The 18,759-nt window shown below is 67.1% G+C and carries 19 protein-coding genes; 16 read left to right on the forward strand and 3 right to left on the reverse strand.

Translation table 11 applies throughout. The features are described 5' to 3' along the window. Nucleotides 1-66 precede the first annotated feature (66 nt). The 14 genes from AACX88_RS12395 to AACX88_RS12460 all read left to right on the forward strand — a co-directional run bounded on the left by AACX88_RS12395 (nt 67) and on the right by AACX88_RS12460 (nt 13,131). Complete coding sequence (locus AACX88_RS12395) at nt 67-348, forward strand: hypothetical protein (RefSeq protein WP_339393246.1); 282 nt, start codon at nt 67-69, stop codon at nt 346-348. A 208-nt stretch (nt 349-556) separates the two neighbouring features. Next, the gene (locus AACX88_RS12400) at nt 557-1,192 is read left to right on the forward strand and encodes a hypothetical protein (protein ID WP_339393247.1); all 636 of its coding nucleotides are present in this window, start codon (nt 557-559) and stop codon (nt 1,190-1,192) included. Then, entirely contained in the window at nt 1,192-1,425 is a 234-nt protein-coding gene (locus AACX88_RS12405; protein ID WP_339393248.1) for a helix-turn-helix domain-containing protein, read from the forward strand. The genes AACX88_RS12400 and AACX88_RS12405 overlap by 1 nt, the downstream gene beginning before the upstream one ends. A 283-nt stretch (nt 1,426-1,708) precedes the next feature. Further along, a complete protein-coding gene (locus AACX88_RS12410; RefSeq protein WP_339393249.1) occupies nt 1,709-3,028 on the forward strand; it encodes an aspartate kinase in 1,320 nt (439 codons plus the stop codon). After that, nucleotides 3,025-4,077: an aspartate-semialdehyde dehydrogenase gene (locus AACX88_RS12415; protein ID WP_339393250.1), complete on the forward strand. Its 1,053-nt coding sequence runs from the start codon at nt 3,025-3,027 to the stop codon at nt 4,075-4,077. The genes AACX88_RS12410 and AACX88_RS12415 overlap by 4 nt, the downstream gene beginning before the upstream one ends. A 151-nt stretch (nt 4,078-4,228) precedes the next feature. Then, complete coding sequence (locus tag AACX88_RS12420) at nt 4,229-5,248, forward strand: metal ABC transporter substrate-binding protein (RefSeq protein WP_339393251.1); 1,020 nt, start codon at nt 4,229-4,231, stop codon at nt 5,246-5,248. After that, nucleotides 5,248-6,177: a metal ABC transporter ATP-binding protein gene (locus AACX88_RS12425; protein ID WP_339393252.1), complete on the forward strand. Its 930-nt coding sequence runs from the start codon at nt 5,248-5,250 to the stop codon at nt 6,175-6,177. The genes AACX88_RS12420 and AACX88_RS12425 overlap by 1 nt, the downstream gene beginning before the upstream one ends. Then, a complete protein-coding gene (locus AACX88_RS12430; protein WP_339393253.1) occupies nt 6,177-7,082 on the forward strand; it encodes a metal ABC transporter permease in 906 nt (301 codons plus the stop codon). Before AACX88_RS12425 ends, AACX88_RS12430 begins: the two co-directional genes overlap by 1 nt. A gap of 63 nt (nt 7,083-7,145) precedes the next feature. Next, nucleotides 7,146-8,048 carry a metallophosphoesterase gene (locus AACX88_RS12435; protein WP_339393254.1) on the forward strand — a complete coding sequence of 301 codons (903 nt, stop codon included), beginning with the start codon at nt 7,146-7,148 and terminating at the stop codon, nt 8,046-8,048. A 55-nt stretch (nt 8,049-8,103) separates the two neighbouring features. Beyond that, entirely contained in the window at nt 8,104-10,467 is a 2,364-nt protein-coding gene (locus tag AACX88_RS12440) for a transglycosylase domain-containing protein (protein ID WP_339393255.1), read from the forward strand. 240 nt (nt 10,468-10,707) lie between these two features. Next, the gene (locus tag AACX88_RS12445; protein ID WP_096158366.1) at nt 10,708-10,863 is read left to right on the forward strand and encodes a Sp36 family protein; all 156 of its coding nucleotides are present in this window, start codon (nt 10,708-10,710) and stop codon (nt 10,861-10,863) included. A 69-nt stretch (nt 10,864-10,932) separates the two neighbouring features. After that, complete coding sequence (locus AACX88_RS12450) at nt 10,933-11,406, forward strand: RidA family protein (RefSeq protein ID WP_339393258.1); 474 nt, start codon at nt 10,933-10,935, stop codon at nt 11,404-11,406. After that, a complete protein-coding gene (locus tag AACX88_RS12455; RefSeq protein WP_339393259.1) occupies nt 11,396-12,370 on the forward strand; it encodes an NUDIX hydrolase in 975 nt (324 codons plus the stop codon). The genes AACX88_RS12450 and AACX88_RS12455 overlap by 11 nt, the downstream gene beginning before the upstream one ends. After that, nucleotides 12,367-13,131: an MBL fold metallo-hydrolase gene (locus AACX88_RS12460; RefSeq protein ID WP_339393261.1), complete on the forward strand. Its 765-nt coding sequence runs from the start codon at nt 12,367-12,369 to the stop codon at nt 13,129-13,131. The genes AACX88_RS12455 and AACX88_RS12460 overlap by 4 nt, the downstream gene beginning before the upstream one ends. A gap of 115 nt (nt 13,132-13,246) precedes the next feature. Here AACX88_RS12460 and AACX88_RS12465 read toward each other — a convergent pair whose 3' ends face one another. Next, the gene (locus AACX88_RS12465) at nt 13,247-13,924 is read right to left on the reverse strand and encodes a Crp/Fnr family transcriptional regulator (RefSeq protein WP_040342444.1); all 678 of its coding nucleotides are present in this window, start codon (nt 13,922-13,924) and stop codon (nt 13,247-13,249) included. A gap of 199 nt (nt 13,925-14,123) precedes the next feature. Here AACX88_RS12465 and nth point away from each other — a divergent pair, with 199 nt between their 5' ends. Further along, complete coding sequence (gene nth / locus AACX88_RS12470) at nt 14,124-14,864, forward strand: endonuclease III (RefSeq protein ID WP_422614442.1); 741 nt, start codon at nt 14,124-14,126, stop codon at nt 14,862-14,864. Beyond that, nucleotides 14,861-15,637, forward strand: a complete 777-nt coding sequence (locus AACX88_RS12475) for an NUDIX hydrolase (protein WP_339393262.1) — start codon at nt 14,861-14,863, stop codon at nt 15,635-15,637. The genes nth and AACX88_RS12475 overlap by 4 nt, the downstream gene beginning before the upstream one ends. A 154-nt stretch (nt 15,638-15,791) precedes the next feature. Here AACX88_RS12475 and AACX88_RS12480 read toward each other — a convergent pair whose 3' ends face one another. Together AACX88_RS12480 and acs are read right to left on the reverse strand one after the other, a co-directional pair. Further along, nucleotides 15,792-16,199, reverse strand: a complete 408-nt coding sequence (locus tag AACX88_RS12480) for a phage holin family protein (RefSeq protein ID WP_339393263.1) — start codon at nt 16,197-16,199, stop codon at nt 15,792-15,794. 93 nt (nt 16,200-16,292) lie between these two features. Then, on the reverse strand, nt 16,293-18,227 hold the full coding sequence (gene acs / locus AACX88_RS12485; protein ID WP_339393264.1) for an acetate--CoA ligase: 1,935 nt from the start codon (nt 18,225-18,227) through the stop codon (nt 16,293-16,295). Nucleotides 18,228-18,759 lie beyond the last annotated feature (532 nt).

Raw genomic sequence — 18,759 nt, forward strand, 5'->3', positions numbered from 1 at the left:
ACTGAGCAGAGATCGACTGAGCGGAGATCCACCGCGCAGAGATCGAACGAGCAGATAAGGACGCCGATGGATCGCACGAGGATCTCGAGCACGGACAGGCAGAAATCGACGCGCCTCGCGCGCTGGCAGACCATCGTCGCGATCGTGCTCGTCGTCTGCGGGTGGATCGTCGCCGCAGTGTTCGTGCGCCTGGCCCTCGACTGGTCCGACTCTCAACCGTATGAGGGCCAGACGACCGAGCAGCGCTACCTCATCATCGCGGCGATCGGCATCGGCATCGGACTGAGCAGCACGGTCGGTGCGGGCCTGTGGTGGTGGACCATGAGGCGCCTCGGACGCAGGCGCTGAGCCGCCCGCTGACGTCGCGCTCAGCCGCAACGCAGCTCAGCTCACCGCATCGACGGCACTGTCATCGATCTTCTCTCCAGAACCCGTTGACACCTTATCGATTATCGTGAAAGATATTGTTTATCGATATATCGATAGTCGATAAACGCTGACGGCTCGTCGCAGCCGAGAGCGGTGGAGACACCGACTCCGCCCTTGGGAGGAAGCCATGAATATGAACAAGGACAGGGAAGTTCAGGCCACCAACGTCGAGAAGAGTGTGTGGGGGCCGGCCTCTGGCTGGGGAGTGATGATCGGAGTGGCACTCGCGTTCTATGGACTGTACTCAATCGTGCTGCTCGTGAAGGGACTGATCTGGGGAGAGGTCAGCGTGCGCTTCGATTTCCTCGATTCGGGTGTCTCCTCTCTCGACCTCGGCGGAACATCGGCCTCACTCAGCGGGATCACAGAGGTCACCGTTCCGACTGCAGCGCTCTCACCTGAGGCGATGACGTTTCTCATCATTGCGAAGCTGGTGTTCGCGCTCACTCTCATCGGGTCGGCGATCGTGCTCGTGCCCGTCATCAAAGGCATCTCCAAAGGTGACCCCTTCACTGATCGATCACTCAAGACGTTCTCGATCCTCTCGTGGGTCGTTTCGATCGGGTTCGTCATCTTCGTCATTGCGACTGTGCTGGGATCGAATCTGGCGTCTCGTGATCTCGGCATCGCCGATGAGGTCGGGGCGAGCACCTCGCTTGCCCAGCTGTATCTGTATCTCGGCATCTCCGGAGGCATCGAACTTCTCCGACGCAGCTTCGTCTCCGGACGCCGGGCGCAGGAAGAGCTCGAGGGGCTCGTCTGATGCCGGCCGATCTCGGAGAGGGGCGAGTGATCTGCCATCTCGACGCACTCCTCACCCAGAGGGAGATGACGCTCACCGAGCTGTCGGCCGCCGTAGGCGTCTCGCTCGCCAACCTCTCCGTGCTCAAGAACAACAGGGCCAAAGCGATCCGGTACTCGACGCTCGTCGCCCTCTGCACCGCGCTCGACTGCCAGCCGGGAGATCTCTTCACAGTCACCTCGGCGCAGGACTGATCGGGACTAGCCGGCGCCTCGATCAAGCCGGCCACCACTTTTCGATGCGAGGAACTCTCGAAAAGTGGCGGTCGGCTTGAACGAAGGCGCGAGACACACCCCTGCAACCGTGAGACAGGTGTCTGTATGACGGGCACCCCCTCGGCCGCCGAGGCCCACCTCCTACAATGGATGGGACGCCGGTCCGCCGACGCCGCCTGCACCGTGAGCACCACCGCGGGCTTCGGCACTGCGAGAGCACACGACCGGCACTGTCCGCATACGCGACCAGGAAGAGACTTCAGTGAGCATAGTCGTCCAGAAGTTCGGCGGGTCCTCCGTCGCCGACGCCGAATCCGTCAAACGGGTGGCCCAGCGCATCGTCGAATACCGGCAGGCCGGGCACGAGGTCGTCGTCGTGGTCTCCGCCATGGGTGACAGCACGGACGATCTCATCGACCTCGCCCAGCAGGTCTCCCCTCTGCCGCCGGCCCGCGAACTCGACATGCTGCTCACCGCCGGTGAGCGGATCTCGATGGCCGTGCTCGCCATGGCGATCGCCAACCTCGGCTTCGAAGCCCAGTCGTTCACCGGCTCCCAGGCCGGCGTCATCACCGACGAGCAGTTCGGCAAGGCCCGGATCATCGACGTCACCCCCGGCCGCATCCGCTCAGCTCTCGACGACGGCAACATCGCCATCGTCGCCGGCTTCCAGGGCGTGAGCCAGACCGCGAAGAACATCACGACGCTCGGCCGCGGCGGCTCGGACACCACCGCCGTCGCGCTCGCCGCAGCCCTCGGCGCCGACGTCTGCGAGATCTACACCGACGTCGACGGCGTCTTCACCGCCGACCCCCGTATCGTCTCGACCGCGCGCAAGATCGACGAGATCGGCTTCGAGGAGATGATGGAGATGGCGGCCTCCGGCGCCAAGGTCCTCATGCTCCGCTGCGTCGAGTACGCTCGGCGCTACAACGTCCCGGTCCATGTGCGCTCGTCCTTCTCCCGCAAACAGGGCACCTGGGTGACCGACTCGGCCATCCCCGAAGCATTTCTGCCCGCACGCAGTGCGAAGGCAGCGGAATCAGAAACGGAGTCCACCATGGAACAGGCAATCATCTCCGGAGTCGCCCACGACCGCTCCGAGGCCAAGGTCACGATCGTCGGCGTCCCCGACATCCCCGGCAAGGCCGCCGAGATCTTCAAGACGATCGCGGCCCAGGAGATCGACATCGACATGATCGTCCAGAACATCTCCACCCGCGAACCGGGCAAGACCGACATCTCCTTCACCCTGCCGAAGACCGACGGTTCGAAGGCCATCGAGGCCCTCGACTCGGCGAAGGCGAAGATCGGCTTCGACCAGGTCCGCTACGACGACCAGATCGGCAAGCTCTCCGTCGTCGGCGCCGGCATGCGCTCCCACCCGGGCGTGACCGCCACGCTCTTCGAAGCGCTCAGCGACGCCCAGGTCAACATCGACATGATCTCCACCTCGGAGATCCGCATCAGCGTCGTCACCCGGGCAGACCTGCTCGACGACGCCGTCCGCGCCGCCCACGCGGCCTACGGACTCGACACAGAGGACAACGAAGCAGTGGTCTACGGAGGGACAGGACGATGAGCGTTTCAATCGGAGTGGTCGGAGCCACCGGCCAGGTCGGCGGCGTCATGCTCGACCTCCTCGCCGAGGATCCCGGCTTCGAGATCGAGAACCTGCGCCTCTTCGCCTCGGCGCGCTCAGCCGGCAAGGTCGTCGAATTCCAGGGCCGTGAGATCGTCGTCGAGGATGCCGCCGAGGCGGACCCGAGCGGACTCGACATCGCCCTGTTCTCCGCCGGCGGGGCGACCTCGCGTGCCCAGGCCGAACGGTTCGCCGCGGCCGGGGTCATCGTCGTCGACAACTCCTCGGCCTGGCGTTCGGACCCCGAGGTTCCCCTCGTCGTCAGCGAGGTCAACCCCGAGGCGCTCGACACTGTGCCCAAGGGCATCATCGCCAACCCCAACTGCACGACGATGGCCGCCATGCCCGTGCTCAAGGCCCTCGACGCCGAGGCGGGACTGACCCGCCTCATCGTCTCGACCTACCAGGCCGTGTCCGGATCGGGGCTGAGCGGCGTCGAGGAGCTCGCCTCCCAGCTCGAAGCCGGTATCGCCGATGCCCGGGCGCTCACCCGCGACGGATCCGCCGTCGACTTGCCCGCACCGGACAACTACGTCGAACCCATCGCCTTCAACGTCCTGCCCCTGGCCGGCAGCATCGTCGACGACGGTGAGTCCGAGACCGACGAGGAGAAGAAGCTGCGCAACGAGAGCCGGAAGATCCTCGGACTCCCGGACCTCCTCGTCGCCGGCACCTGCGTGCGCGTTCCCGTCTTCACCGGGCACAGCCTGAGCATCCACGCCGAGTTCGGCTCCGACATCAGCCCGGAGAGGGCCACGGAGATCCTCGCCGAGGCGCCCGGCGTCGTCCTCGACGAGGTGCCCACCCCGCTCAAGGCCGCCGGCACCGATCCCAGCTACGTCGGCCGCATCCGCGCCGACCAGTCCGCACCCGCAGGCAAGGGGCTCGTCCTCTTCGTCTCCAACGACAACCTGCGCAAAGGGGCCGCACTCAACACCGTGCAGATCGCGGCCCTGCTCGCCGCGAAGCTTGAAGCGCAGGCCGCCTGAGCGCGGGCAGAGCTGAGCGCAGAGCAACCTGAGCGCAGGGATGCCTGCACCTATAAACAGGTTGCTATATATAAATATTTATATTAGTGGCGGGCCTTTCGGCTGAGTAGGGTGATCGAGGAGATCACCGACTCGAGCAGAAAGGCCCGCCATGCATGTGCCCCGACCGACCCTCGCCTTCGGGGCAGCCGCGGCCCTGAGCCTCGTGCTCACCGGCTGCACCGGGCCCACCGCCTCGGGGTCGGCCGAACTCTCGATCGTCACCTCGACGAACGTCTACGCCGACATCATCTCCCAGGTCGCCGGGGACACCGCGAAGGTCACCGCGATCATCGACGACCCCAACCAGGACCCGCACGCGTACGAGGCGACGACGCGGGATCGGCTCCGACTCTCCAAGGCCGACCTCGTCGTCATCAACGGCGGCGGCTACGACTCCTTCATGACGACGATGCTCGAGGCCTCCGATGCGAAGCCCGAGGTCATCGACGTCGCTGCGATCTCCGGGCTGCCCGGCTCCGAGACCGCCGGCGCGGACGCGCAGGGAGGCGACGGCGACCAGGGCCACGGGGACGACCACAGCCACGAGGACGACCACGAAGGTGCGGCGGGCGACCATGCCGGGCACGACCACGGCGAGTTCAACGAGCATCTCTGGTACTCCGTGCCGACGATGGGCAGGCTCGTCGACGACGTCGCCGACCACCTCGGCGAGGCGATGCCCGAGCAGAAAGCGAAGATCACCGCCGACGCGGAGGCCTACAAGGGCGAGCTCGCGGGACTCGAGGAGACGATCGGGACGGTGAAGGCCGAACACGGCGGGGAGAAGGTCGCGACGACCGAACCCGTGCCGCTGTGGCTCTTCGACGACATGGGGCTGGAGAACATCACGAGCCCCGAGTTCCTCGCCGCCGTCGAGGAGGGCAACGACGTTCCGCCGCTCGCCCTGCGGGACGCCGACGCCCAGATCAGCTCCGGTGAAGCGGTGCTGCTGGCCTACAACACCCAGGCCGCAGGCCCGCAGGCCGAGCAGCTGCGAGCCACCGCGGAGGAATCGGGGGTCCCCGTCGTCGACCTCGCGGAGACGATGCCCGCGGATGAGCAGTACACGGAGTGGATGGGCGGCAGCATCGACCGGATCGCCACGGCACTGAAAGGGCACGGACACTGATGGACGCCACGACCGACACCGCAACGACGGACACCGCGGCACCGCTGACCGAAACACACCCCGATGGCTCGCCCCAGCCCGGCCAAGCGCCGGTCATCGAGCTGCGGGACGCGCAGCTGCGCTTCGGCGACCGCGTCCTCTGGCACGATCTCGACCTGCAGGTCGCCCCGGGGGAGTTCCTCGCCGTCCTCGGCCCCAACGGCACGGGCAAGACCTCGCTGCTCAAGGTCCTCCTCGGCCAGCACCACCTCTTCGCCGGCAGCGCCGAGATCGACGGCAGACCCATCCATGCGGGCAACCCCGCCATCGGCTACATTCCGCAGCAGCGCGGCATCGACCTGCACACGCCGATGCGCGGGCGCGACATCGTGCGCATGGGCATCGACGGGTACCGCTGGGGTCCCGGCTGGCCGTCGCGGCGGCGACGCCAGCACGTCGACGAACTCCTCGCCGCCGTCGGGGCGAGCTCCTACGCCGATGCTCCCGCCGGCACCCTCTCCGGCGGTGAACTCCAGCGGCTGCGCGTCGCCCAGGCGCTCGCGAGCAACCCGAAGGTGCTGCTCTGCGACGAACCCCTGCTCTCCCTCGACATGCGCCACCAGCAGGTCGTCGCCGCCCTCATCGACGAACAGCGACGCGCCCGCGACGCCGCAGTCCTCTTCGTCACCCATGAGATCAACCCGATCCTGCCCTACGTCGACCGGATCCTCTACATCGTCGGCGGGCATTTCCTCATCGGCACCCCCGCCGAGGTGATGACGACGGAATCGCTCACCCGCCTCTACGGTTCCCCGGTCGAGGTCGTCCGGGTGGGTGGGCGTCTCATCGTCGTCGGCGGTGAGGACGAATGCACCGACCACCACGTCCACCACGGTCGCGACGCCCACGCGGACGTTGCGCCCACCGATCCGGAACGAGGTGCCATCTGATGTCGGCCGCAGAGATATTCGGCAGCCTGTTCACCTTCGAGGACTACGGCGAACTCGTCGCCCTGCTCACGAACTCCCTCATCGCCGCGGGCCTCCTCGGCGTCGTCGGCGGGCTCATCAGCGTCTTCGTCATGGCCCGGGACATCCCGTTCGCCGTGCACGGAGTCTCCGAGCTCTCCTTCGCCGGGGCCGCGTTCGCCCTCCTCGTCGGCTTCGACGTCGTCACCGGGTCGATCGTCGGCTCCATCCTCGCAGCCCTCATCATCGGCGTCGGCGGGGCCAGGGCTTCGGAGAAGAACGCGATCATCGGCGTCCTCATGCCCTTCGGGCTCGGGCTCGCGATCCTCTTCCTCGCCCTCTACGACGGACGTTCGGCGAGCAAGTTCGGCCTTCTCACCGGGCAGATCGTCGCGATCACCCCCGCCCAGATCACGACCCTGGTCGTCTGCGCGTTCATCGTCCTCATCGTGCTCGCGATCGTGTGGCGGCCGCTGCTCTTCGCCAGTCTCGACCCGGAGGTCGCCCGCGCCAAGGGCGTGCCTGTCTCGGTGCTCACGATCGTCTTCATGCTCGTCCTCGGTCTCGCCGTGGCGCTGAGCGTCCAGATCGTCGGGGTGCTCCTCGTCCTCGCCCTCCTCATCACCCCGGCCGCCGCGGCCACCCAGGTCTCGGCCTCACCGCTGTGGGTGCCGATCCTCAGCGTGATCTTCGCCGTCACCGCCTCGGTGGGCGGTATCCTCATCGCGCTGGGATCACCCGTCGTGCCCATCAGCCCGTTCGTCACGACGATCTCCTTCCTCATCTACCTCGTCTGCCGGGTCATCGGCCACCGTCGGCTGTCCTCCCTCCACCGGCATCGGGCGGCCCGGGCCGAGCACCAACAGCAGCCCACCGCCACGTCATGACTCAGGCTCACGGCAAGGTCGGTTGGTGCATCGGTGGTCCCGGCACCGACTAAACTGGGTCGAATGAAGAAACGCGCACTCGCCGCCGGCGCCCTCGCCGTGCCCGCCGCCGCCGGCATCTGGGCGGCGGGGATCGAACCCCACCTCTTCGCGATCCGCCGGCACACTCTGCCCGTGCTGCCGGCCGGTCATGAGCCCATCCGCGTCCTCCACGTCGCCGACCTCCACCTCACCTCGTGGCAGAAGCATCGCGCGGCGTGGGTGAGCGGACTCACCCGCCTCGAACCCGACCTCGTCGTCAACACCGGCGACAACCTCTCGGCCGACATCGTCCCCGAAGTTCTCGAGGTCTTCGACGGGCTCCTCGACGTCCTCGGAGTCTTCGTCCTCGGGTCGAACGACTTCTTCTCCCCGCAGGCGAAGAACCCCGCGAAGTATCTGCGCTCGCCCTCGCAGGTCAAGCACCGGACGACGCCCGACCTCGACGTCGACGGCCTCATCCGCGGTTTCACCGACCGCGGGTGGGTCTTCCTCGACAACGCCGAGACGCAGTTGACCATCAAGGGGACCAGGATCGACTTCTCCGGCCTCGGGGATGCCCACATCGATCGCGACCGGATCCGCTGGAGCGAGGACGGCGACCTCGTCCATCCGCGCTTCGACTCCGCAGTCGACCTCAAGGTGGGCGTCACCCATGCGCCGTATTCGCGCACCCTGGAGGCGTTCGCCTCGGCGGGGGCGGATCTCATCATGGCCGGGCACACGCACGGCGGGCAGATCCGGGTGCCGTTCTGGGGTGCGCCGGTGACGAACTGCGACCTCGATCGGACACGCGCACGCGGCGTGTTCGGCTACCGGGAATCGCTTGTCGAGATCTCCGCCGGACTCGGATTCTCACCGTTCTCACCTGTGCGTTTCGCCGCTCGCCCCGAGGTGGCCCTGCTCACCCTGGTGCCGAAGGGCTAGCGCTTTCACCGTTCTCTGAGACGACGCTCAACTCGAGTTGGTTAAACTTGGTTTCATGGTGTCTCCTGAGTCAAATCCCGAACCGACCAAGATGGCAGCCTTCCTCCAGTTCGTCGCGGTCAGCGCGGTGGCTGGAATCGTGGCTGCCGGACTTGCCATCCCCGGAGTCGGTGTCGCCACAGCCAGCGCGAACAGCGCCGTCGAGATCTTCAACGCCCTTCCCGCGACCCTGGAGGAGCGCGACCTCGGCGAGAAGTCGACGATGCTCGCCGCCGACGGGTCGAAGATCGCCGACTTCTACTGGCAGAACCGCGTCGAGGTGCCCCTCGACCAGATCTCACAGGAGATGCAGGACGCCACGATCTCCGTCGAGGACTACCGGTTCTTCGAACACGGCGGTATCGACCTGGAGGGCATCGCCCGTGCCGCGGTGCACAATATGGTCTCCTCGACGACGCAGGGCGGATCGACGCTGACTCAGCAGTACGTGAAGAACGTGCTGGCGGAGAACGCCAATGCGGAGGCGAACAAGGAAGGCGTCGAGGCAGCCAAGGAATCCGAGGGAACAGCCGGTTACGCGCGCAAGCTGCGTGAGGCCAAACTCGCCGTAGCGGTGGAGAAGAAGTACGACAAGAAGGAGATCCTCAACCGCTACCTCAACATCAACAACTACTCGGGGTCGCCCAACGTCTACGGCGTGCAGGCCGCGGCCTACCGGTACTGGGGCATCGACGCGAAGGATCTCAACATCCAGCAGTCCGCGATGCTCGCCGGCATCGTCCAGAACCCGGCCGCGTTCAACCCCGAGCGGTTCCCCGACGCCACGCTCAAGCGCCGCAACACCGTGCTCGGGCAGATGCTCAAGTACGGTCACATCACGCAGAAGCAGTACGACGAGGCGATCAAGACGGGCCTCGACCTCAAGATCAACCGGACGCCCAACGGCTGCTCGGCAGCGGACAACGGTGCGGGATTCTTCTGCAACTACGTCGTCAACGTCATCAAGAACGATGAGACCTTCGGCAAGACCGTCGAGGACCGCATCGCGACCCTGCAGCGCGGCGGTCTGACGATCAAGACCAGCCTCAACCCCGACATCCAGAAGGTCGCGGACAAAGAGGTCAAGAAGCGCGTTCCCGTCGGTGACCCCTCGGGTGCCGGTCATGCCCTCGTGACGGTCGAACCCGGTACGGGTGAGGTCGTCGCCATGGCCCAGAACCGTGAGTACACGGAGGGCGAGGTCAGCAAGAAGGACAAGAACAAGAAGACGAACATCAACTACACCGTCGACAAGAAGCACAACGGCGGCAACGGGTTCCAGGTCGGTTCGACATGGAAGCCCTTCGTGCTCGCCACATGGCTGAAATCGGGCAGAAGCCTCAACGCCACGGTGAATGCGACGAAGCGGAACTTCCCGGCCAGTTCGTGGAAGTACAGCGGCTGTCCGAACATGGGCGGCGACTGGGATCCGAACAACGCCGGCGACGGTTCGGGCAACGGGTCGATGACCGTGCTCAATGCCACGAAGAACTCGGTCAACACCGGGTACGCGGCGATCGGCAACCAGCTCAACATGTGCAAGATCATGGACACGGCGATGGACCTGGGCATCCGCTACGGCAGCGGAGAGAAGCTGGACACCGCCGACAGTCAGGGCTTCATCCAGGCGCTCTCGCCGTCGTCGATCCTCGGTACGACCGAGACGACGCCGATCGCCATGGCCGCCGCATTCGCGACGTTCGCCAACGACGGGGAGTTCTGCGGACCGCGGCCGATCACCGAGATCAAGGACCGCAACGGCAAGAAGATGGACGTTCCCGGCGAGGCCTGCAAACAGGTCCTCGACAAGCAGGTGGCGCGCGGTGTCGCGTACGCTCTGACGCAGACGTTCAACGGCGGTACGACCAGCGGTCTGGGCATCGGAGTCCCGGCCGGTGCGAAGACCGGTACGACGAACTTCGAGGTCGGCCACACCTGGCTGCTCGGCTTCACCAAGACCCTGTCGACAGCCGTGTGGACCGGTGACCCGCGAGGCACCCGCGACTGGCGCCGCAACGGCAAGGGCAAGGTCAGCGGATCGATCTACGGTGCGACGATCTCCGGTAAGACCTGGCAGGCGTACATGAGCAAGGCCGTGAAGTTCACCAAGGGCAACACCGGCTTCCCGAAGCCGAGCTCGAAGTACTTCCAGGGCGGCGGCTCCGGCGGCAGCGGCGGTTCCTCGTCGACCGACACCAACCGCGGAGGCGGTGGCGGCGGCAACGGCGGCGGAGGATCCTCCAACGGCGGTGGCAACGGCGGTGGCGGTAACGGCGGCGGTGTCGGCGGCGGAAACGGCGGTGGCGGCGACGGCGGAAACGGCGGCGGAGACAACGGCGGCGGTGGGGGAGACGACGCTCCCGGCCTCGGCGGGAACTGACCGCACGCCGAACAGCTCGTACTGACAGTCTCTGACTGACAGTCTCGGACCGACAAACGGGGCGGAACGATCTTCAGGATCGTTCCCCCCCGATTGCATTCAGCACTCGGCGACCCGACACCGATCGCCCGTCGCCACGCGTCGCCCATCTCCGCTAGTGTGGGATCGGGCAGCCGCCGACGCTCCGTGCTGCCAGCCCGCCCGGTTCCGCCGGGCGCCGACGACCGAAGTAGGAGAGACATGACCAAGTGGGAATACGTCACCGTTCCGCTCATCGTTCACGCGACGAAGCAGATCCTCGATCAGTGGGGTGAGGACGGCTACGAACTCGTCCAGGTCGTCCCGGGACCCGACAACAACGGCCTCGTCGCCTACCTCAAGCGCCCCAAGGCCTGAGGCTCGGGGCCGGATCGGCCCCAGCGCCAGCAGCACCTCACCTATCACGACTCTCGTAGGAGACCACCCATGTCGACCGTTCTCGACCGCATCAGCGAACTCGGCCTCGAACTGCCGAAGGTCGCAGCCCCCGCCGGCGTCTACGTCCCTGCCCTGCGCACCGGCAACTACGTCTACACCTCCGGTCAGCTGCCGGTCGTCGACGGTGCCCTGCCGACGACGGGCCACCTCGGCGCCGAGGTCGACGTCGACACCGGATACCAGCTGGCCAGGATCGCTGGACTCAACGCGCTCGCAGCCATCGCCTCGGTGATCGGAGACCTCGATAGGATCGTGCGCGTCGTCAAGGTCACCGGTTTCGTCAACTCCACCGACGACTTCACCCAGCAGCCTGCGGTGATCAACGGCGTCTCCGAACTCTACGGGGAGATCTTCGGCGACAAGGGCCAGCACGCCCGCAGCGCGGTGGGCGTGAACACCCTGCCGCTGGGCACGCCCGTCGAGGTCGAGGTCGTCGTCGAGGTCGAGGACGATGCCGCTTAGCGGACGCTCTCTGCCGGTCTCGGACGAACTGACCTGGCTGCTCGACCTCTGGCATTCGGAGGGCCGGCAGCCGGTTCCCGAACCCCCGCGACCTGCCTCGGCGATCATCCTCGTCAGGGACACTCGTGCGGGGCTCGAGACGTTCGTGACCCGTCAGCTCGACGCCCGCGGCGTCGAGGACCGCAACCGCTGGGCCTACCCGGTCGGCGATCTGCGGCCCAGCGACCTGCGCAAACTGCCCGTCACCGGATGGAAGTCCTCGCGCTGCGCGATGACGCTGAGCATCGAGAACAAGTCCCGGGCGCTCCAGCAGTTCTCGGCGGCCGCCCGGGTCGCGTTCGCCTCGACGGGGGTGCTGCTGGCCGAGAACGTCGACCACGACCTCGTCGCCACCCCGCAGACCGAATGGCAGTCGACCCGCTACCGCCTCCTGTCGAACGAGGTGTCGTGGTCCCAGGTCCTGCGTGAGCGCGACCTGCGCCTGCGGCCGGACCTGCTCAAACCGTGGCTGCGGTGGATCAACACGGCCACCCAGCTTCACCGCTTCGACACCACGTACTTCCTGGCGGCCGTTCCCTTCGGTCAGGACGTCGACTTCCTGTCCTCGAACGAGAGCTCCGGCGGGTGGAAGCGGCCCGAGGAGATCCTCGCCGACGCCGAGGACGACCCCAACCGGATCAGTGCGAGCACTCGGCTCATCGTCGAGAGCCTGCTCACCGTGCCCACCGTCGGTGCTGCGATGGCCCAGGTCCGCGACGTCCACCCGCTGCGTCCGGAGATCGTCGACGAGGACGGACAGTGGCGCCTCGTCATCCATCCCCGCCGCGACTTCCACCGGAAGGGCACGCTGCGCGACCGCGATGTGGCCGTGGGCGATGACGAAGAGGACGATCGCACCGGGCTGATGAGCCTGGGCGTCGACGACGATGACGACGCTGTGGACGAGGACACCGACGACTCATGAGGATCCGCGCGAACAACCCCTCCCCGATGACCCTGACCGGGACGAACACGTATGTGCTCGCCTCCCGGGACGACTCTGCGGCCGTGCTCATCGACCCGGGCCCGGAACTGGCGGAGCATCGAGAGAACTTCCTCGCCGAGGTGGGGGAGAGGCGGCTTGCCGCCGTCGTCCTCACCCACCAGCACGCCGATCACTCCGAGATGCTCGGCAGTATCGAGCAGTGGGCGCCGGATGTGCCCGTCTACGCCGTGCTCGACCGGTTCGCCCGCCACACCCCGCCGGTGGCCGACGGGGACCGCATCGTCTTCGGCGATGATCCGACCGATGTCCTCGAGGTCGTCGCCACGCCCGGGCACACGAGCGACAGCATCAGCCTCATCCATGACGGCGTCCTCTTCAGCGGGGACACGATCCTCGGGGAGGGGACGACGATCGTCACCTACCCGGAGGGGTCGCTCGGGGACTACCTGGCCAGCCTCGACCGGCTGCGGGAGCTCTGTGACGCGGGTGCGTTCACCCGGATCGAACCGGCCCACGGGCCGACGATCGAGTCACCCGCCGAGGTGATCGACCACTACCGCAGTCACCGTCGTGAGCGCATCGCCCAGGTCCGGGCCGCACTCGACCAGGGTGCGACGACGGCGGCCGAGGTCTGTGACATCGTCTACCACGACGTCGACCCCCGGGTCCGCGGGGCAGCCGAGCAGATCGTCCGCGCACAGTTGGCCTACCTCGGCGCGCTGTCCCCGGACGACGCATAGGGTCAGGGCACTCGGCAGCACAGACGCACTGACTCGTCCGACCATACGACGAACGCCCCGACAGTCACTGTCGGGGCGTTCCTCGTGCGGTCGGCAGTGAACCTGCCGGGTGCGGTCAGCGGGCGCGGTTGCGCATGCGCTCCATGTCGAGGATGACGACTGAGCGCGCCTCGAGGCGGATGAAGCCGCGGGCGGCGAAGTCGGCGAGTGCCTTGTTCACGGTCTCACGGGAGGCGCCGACGAGCTGTGCCAGCTCCTCCTGCGTGAGGTCGTGGGCGACGAGGACGCCGTCGGGTGCCGGCTTCGAGAAGCGGGCGGCGAGGTCGAGCAGAGCCTTGGCGACACGACCGGGGACATCGGAGAACACGAGGTCGCCGACGGTCTCATTCGTCCGACGCAGACGCTGCGCGAGAGCCTTGAGGAGGTTGAGTCCCGCCTGTGGGCGGTCCTTGAGCCATGTGGTGAGGTCTTCGTGCTTGAGGCTGAGGAGCTCGGACTGCGAGACCGCGGTGACGGAGGAGGAGCGCGGGCCCGGATCGAAGAGGCTGAGCTCGCCGATGATCTCACCCGGACCGACGACGGAGAGGAGGTTCTCACGGCCGTCGGAGGACTCGCGGCCGATCTTGAGCTTTCCGGTGGAGACGATGTAGAGCTCGTCACCGGCGTCGCCCTCGTGGAAGAGCACGGTTCCCCGGCGGAGGCTCCGCGGCTTCATGAACTTCATCAATGCGCTCGTCGATTCGTCGTCGAGCCCGGCGAAAAGCGTTGCGCCCCTGACAACTTCAATATCCACAGTGTCCTCCTTGTGATGGTCTCCACACATAAATCTACCTGCTCAAGGGTACCTGTACCACCGACTACGCGCGGGTTGCGGGAATTGGAGTCTCCTGGTGTCGTTTCCTCGACGCTCGCCGAGGTGGGTCCCGGTTGCGTTCGCACGCTGTGAGCCGGACAACTGCGGTGACGGCTCCCGCGGATTAGAATCGGCAGTTGTGTTGACGGTGGCAGAGAAGAGCGCGCGGAAGTTCGCGAAGGAAACCCCTCTGGGGAAGAAGCGGCGTGCGCGCAGGATCAACCGGATCCTCGCCGAGGTGTACCCCAACGCGAAGTGCGAACTCGACTTCGAGACCCCGTTCCAGCTGCTCATCGCCACCGTACTCTCCGCGCAGACGACCGACATCCGGGTCAACGCGACCACCCCGGGACTCTTCGCCGCGTTCCCCGACGCGCACGCGCTTGCGGTCGCCAACCTCGGCGAGGTCGAGGAGCTCATCCGCTCGACCGGCTTCTACCGGGCGAAGGCCCGCAACATCGTCAAGCTCGCCAACGACCTCGTCGAGGACTACGACGGTGAGGTGCCGCAGACGATGGAGGAGCTCGTCAAGCTCGCCGGGGTGGGGCGCAAGACCGCCAACGTCGTCCTCGGCAACGCCTTCGACACCCCGGGGATCACGGTCGATACCCACATGGGGCGGCTGGCCAGGCGGTTCGGGTGGACGAAGGAGACGGACCCGGTCAAGGCCGAGGAGGACATCGCCGCGCTCTTCCCGACGAAGGACCTCACCCTGCTCTCGCACCGGGTGATCTTCCACGGTCGCCGCATCTGCCACTCCCGGAAGCCCGCGTGCGGGGCCTGCCCGCTGATGACCCTGTGCCCGTCGTTCGGCATCGGCGAACTCGACCCGGACAAGGCTCGGGCGATGTTCAAGTACGAGATGGCGCCCTTGGCATGAGCGACTTCCTCGACGGGCTCGCAGGTGCCGGCAAGCACGCTTCGCAGGAACCGGCTCCCGTCGCGGCGGGTCAGGGCGAGGGCAGCGACGACACCGAGCTGCGCGACCAGCTCACTCGGCTGGCCGCCTCGACGGGGTCACCACTGTGGCTGCGCCGGGCGAAGGCGCCCGGGGACGCCGTTGTCCGTGACGCCGCGGTTCTCATGCTCTTCGGCCGCGGGGGCACCCCGCGCACCGACGCCGGACGTCAGGCGCTGCCCCACCTCGAGGCCAAAGGTGTCGCCGACGTCGACATCGTCCTCCTGCAGAGGGCGAGCACCCTGCGCCTCCACCCGGGACAGGTCGCGTTCCCCGGTGGGGGACGCGATCCCGAGGACGACTCGATGGTCGCCGCGGCCCTGCGCGAGGCCGAAGAGGAGGCCGGAATCGTGCCCGCCAGCGTCGACGTCCTCGGTGAGCTCGAACCTCTCTACATCCCGGTGAGCAAGTTCCAGGTCACCCCTGTCGTCGGGTACTGGGCGGTGCCAGGTGTCGTCACCGTCATGGACGAAGCCGAATCGTACTCCGTCTACCGGGTCGCGATCGCCGACCTCGTCGCCCCGGCAAACCGGGGCAGCTTCTCCCGCCCGGATCTCGCGATCACGACCCCGGCCTTCGACGTCGGCGTGCTCAAGGTGTGGGGCTTCACGGCAGGCATCCTCGACTTCGCCCTCGACGAACTCGGCTGGGCGCTCGACTGGGACCGGAAAGCACCCATCGACATCGACTTCTGAGCGGCCTCCCCGCGACGGGTCACTGCCGGCAGGTCAGGGCCGAGCCGACCGTGGCGGGCGCACCGGGTCCGGCGTCCCCGCGGGGACGCCGTGGATGCGAAAGGCGCCGAGCCCCGCGAAGGGACTCGGCGCCTGAGCTGTCGAAGCTGGTCCGTCAGTACCTCGGTCCCGACGGGTTGGTCAGGGCTCGCTTGACGGCGGCGATGATCGACTGCGCCGAGGCGATCGCACCGCCGGGCACCGGGTTGCCCTTCTTCAGTATCGGCACCGCGATGAGCACGAGGATGACCGCGATGACCGCGAGGATGCCGAAGATGATGAGGAAGCTCGCCCACCACGGCCAGCCGAGGCCCTCACGGAACGCGGCAGCGCCCGCGAAGATCACCATGAACGAGCCCAGGAACAGGAAGAACAGGGCCGCGAGCGCCAGCGCCGAACCGATCCCCAGGTTCTTCGCCCCGGCGGTGGCCTCGGCCTTCGCCAGCGCGAGCTCCTCCTCGGCGATCGCCTTGGAATCGTCGCCGATGTCCTTGATCAGTTCGCTGATCGACCTCTCGGCCATGAGTGCTCCTATCGACAGAACGGGGTGACAATTCTTCCTCAAGAGTAGTCCGAACGTTCCCCCTCACCAAAGACGTGCGGACTCAGTGTCGGGTCACGACTTCGCCACCGATGCTTCGATGAGCTCCATCACCGAGGAGTCGGCGAGGGTCGTCGAATCTCCGACCGCACGGTTCTCGGCGACGTCCTTGAGCAGCCGACGCATGATCTTGCCCGACCGCGTCTTCGGCAGCTCGGAGACGATGTGCACCCGCTTCGGCTTCGCGATCGGCCCGATCTCCTTGCCGACGTGCTGACGCAGCTCCTCTGCGACCTCGGGGGAGTTCTCGACGCCGTCGACGACGATGACGAAGGCGATGACCGCCTGCCCGGAGGTGTCGTCGGCGGCACCGACGACGGCCGCCTCGGCGACGGAGGGATGGGCGACGAGCGCGGACTCGATCTCGGCGGTGGAGAGGCGGTGGCCGGAGACGTTCATGACGTCGTCGACGCGGCCGAGGAACCAGATGTCGCCGTCCTCGTCGCGACGGGCGCCGTCACCGGCGAAGTACGTGTCCTCGAACCGGGACCAGTAGGTCTCCTTGAAGCGCTCCGGGTCCTTCCAGATTCCGCGCAGCATCGACGGCCACGGCTGCCGGATGACGAGGAGGCCGCCCTCGGGTCCGGCCGGGTTCTCCCCGGTCTCGTCGACGACGTCGACGGAGATGCCGGGGATCGGACGCTGCGCCGAACCGGGCTTCGTCGCGAGCACACCGGGCAGCGGGGCGATCATATGGGACCCGGTCTCCGTCTGCCACCACGTGTCGACGATGGGGCACCGTCCGCCGCCGATGACGCGGTGGTACCAGCGCCAGGCCTCGGGATTGATCGGCTCGCCGACGCTGCCGAGCAGGCGCAGGCTGGACAGGTCGTACTTCGCGGGGATGTCCTCGCCCCACTTCATGAACGTCCGGATCGCCGTCGGTGCCGCGTAGAGGGTCGTCACCTTGTTCTTCTCGACGATCTCCCACCACCGGCCCTGGTCGGGGGTGTCGGGGGTGCCTTCGTAGATGACCTGCGACATCCCGGCGGCCAAGGGACCGTAGGCGACGTAGGAGTGTCCGGTGACCCAGCCGACGTCGGCGGTGCACCAGAAGACGTCGGTCTCCGGCTTCGCATCGAAGACGGCCTTCATCGTGTAGAGGACCTGCGTGAGGTAGCCGCCGGAGGTGTGGAGGATGCCCTTGGGCTTGCCCGTGGTGCCGGAGGTGTAGAGGATGAACAGCGGGTTCTCGGCGTCGAAGAACTCGGCCTCATGCTCGGGGCTGGCATTGTCGACGGTGTCGTGCCACCACTGGTCCCGGCCCTCGGTCATGTCGACGTCCTGCCCGGTGCGGCGGACGACGAGGACGGATTCGACGGGGGTGTCCCCGTGGGAGAGTGCTTCGTCGACGGCCGGCTTGAGGCTCGTCTCCTTGCCGCGGCGGTAGCTGCCGTCGGCGGTGATGACGACGCGGGCTTCGGCGTCGATGATCCGGGAGCGCAGGGCATCGGCGGAGAAACCGCCGAAGACGACGGAATGGGCGGCGCCGAGGCGGGCGCACGCGAGCATCGAGATCACCGCTTCGGGGATCATCGGCAGGTAGATGGCCACCCGATCCCCGGCCTCGACGCCGAGCTCGGTGAGCATGTTCGCCGCCTTCGACACCTCGGCGAGGAGCTCTGCATAGGTCAGCGACCGAGAGTCACCGGGCTCGCCTTCGAAGTTGATGGCCACCCGATCGCCGTTGCCGGCGAGGACGTGCCGGTCGAGGCAGTTGTACGCGACGTTGAGCTTGCCGTCGGCGAACCACTTCGCAAACGGCGGGTTCGACCAGTCGAGCACCTCGGTGAAATCCTCGTTCCAGTCGACGAGATCACGGGACTGCTCGGCCCAGAAACCCTCGAAATCGGCTGCACCGCGCTCGTACGCGTCTTCTTTGACATTGGCGGCGGCCGCGAACTCCGGTGGCGGGGCGAAGGTCTCGGTCGCCTCGGTGCTGTCGGTCATGTTTCCCTCCGGCTTCTTTGGTGGAACGAAGATTCCCTCCGACTGTATACCCGGACAGGTGACGCCGGTCACCCTCGTTCACCCCAGTGGCGGGGGCGTGCGGGGGTAGTCATCGCGGGCCCCGTGTGCTATTGCCGCTGGGTGTGCGGCCGGGGGTTCGGATCGGGCAGCGCCGAGGTTTCGGCCGGGGAACGCCGAGGATTCGGCCCGGGAGCGCCGAGGTTTCGGCCCGGGACAAGGCAACTGGCGGTGAGGATTGCGTGCACAGGAGCGCCGAGGTCTGCGAGGATGGCCATAGGTCTGCCGGCATGGTCCCGCAGACAGGACAGTGTCCCTACGATCGACTGGAGCCCGCGATGAGTTCGCCGCACCATCCCACGCCGCAGTGGCGTGACCAGCCCGGACCGAACAGCCAGCCGCCCGCCGGTGGACCCGGCCCCTACGGTGGAGGCCCCTATGGCGGAGGCCAGGGCGCGTACGGTCCTGGCCCCGGTCAGCCGAGCCCGCAGGGTCCAGGACCTCAGGGGCCGGG

This window comes from Brevibacterium metallidurans (genome assembly GCF_037101285.1).
Lineage (GTDB): Bacteria > Actinomycetota > Actinomycetes > Actinomycetales > Brevibacteriaceae > Brevibacterium > Brevibacterium metallidurans.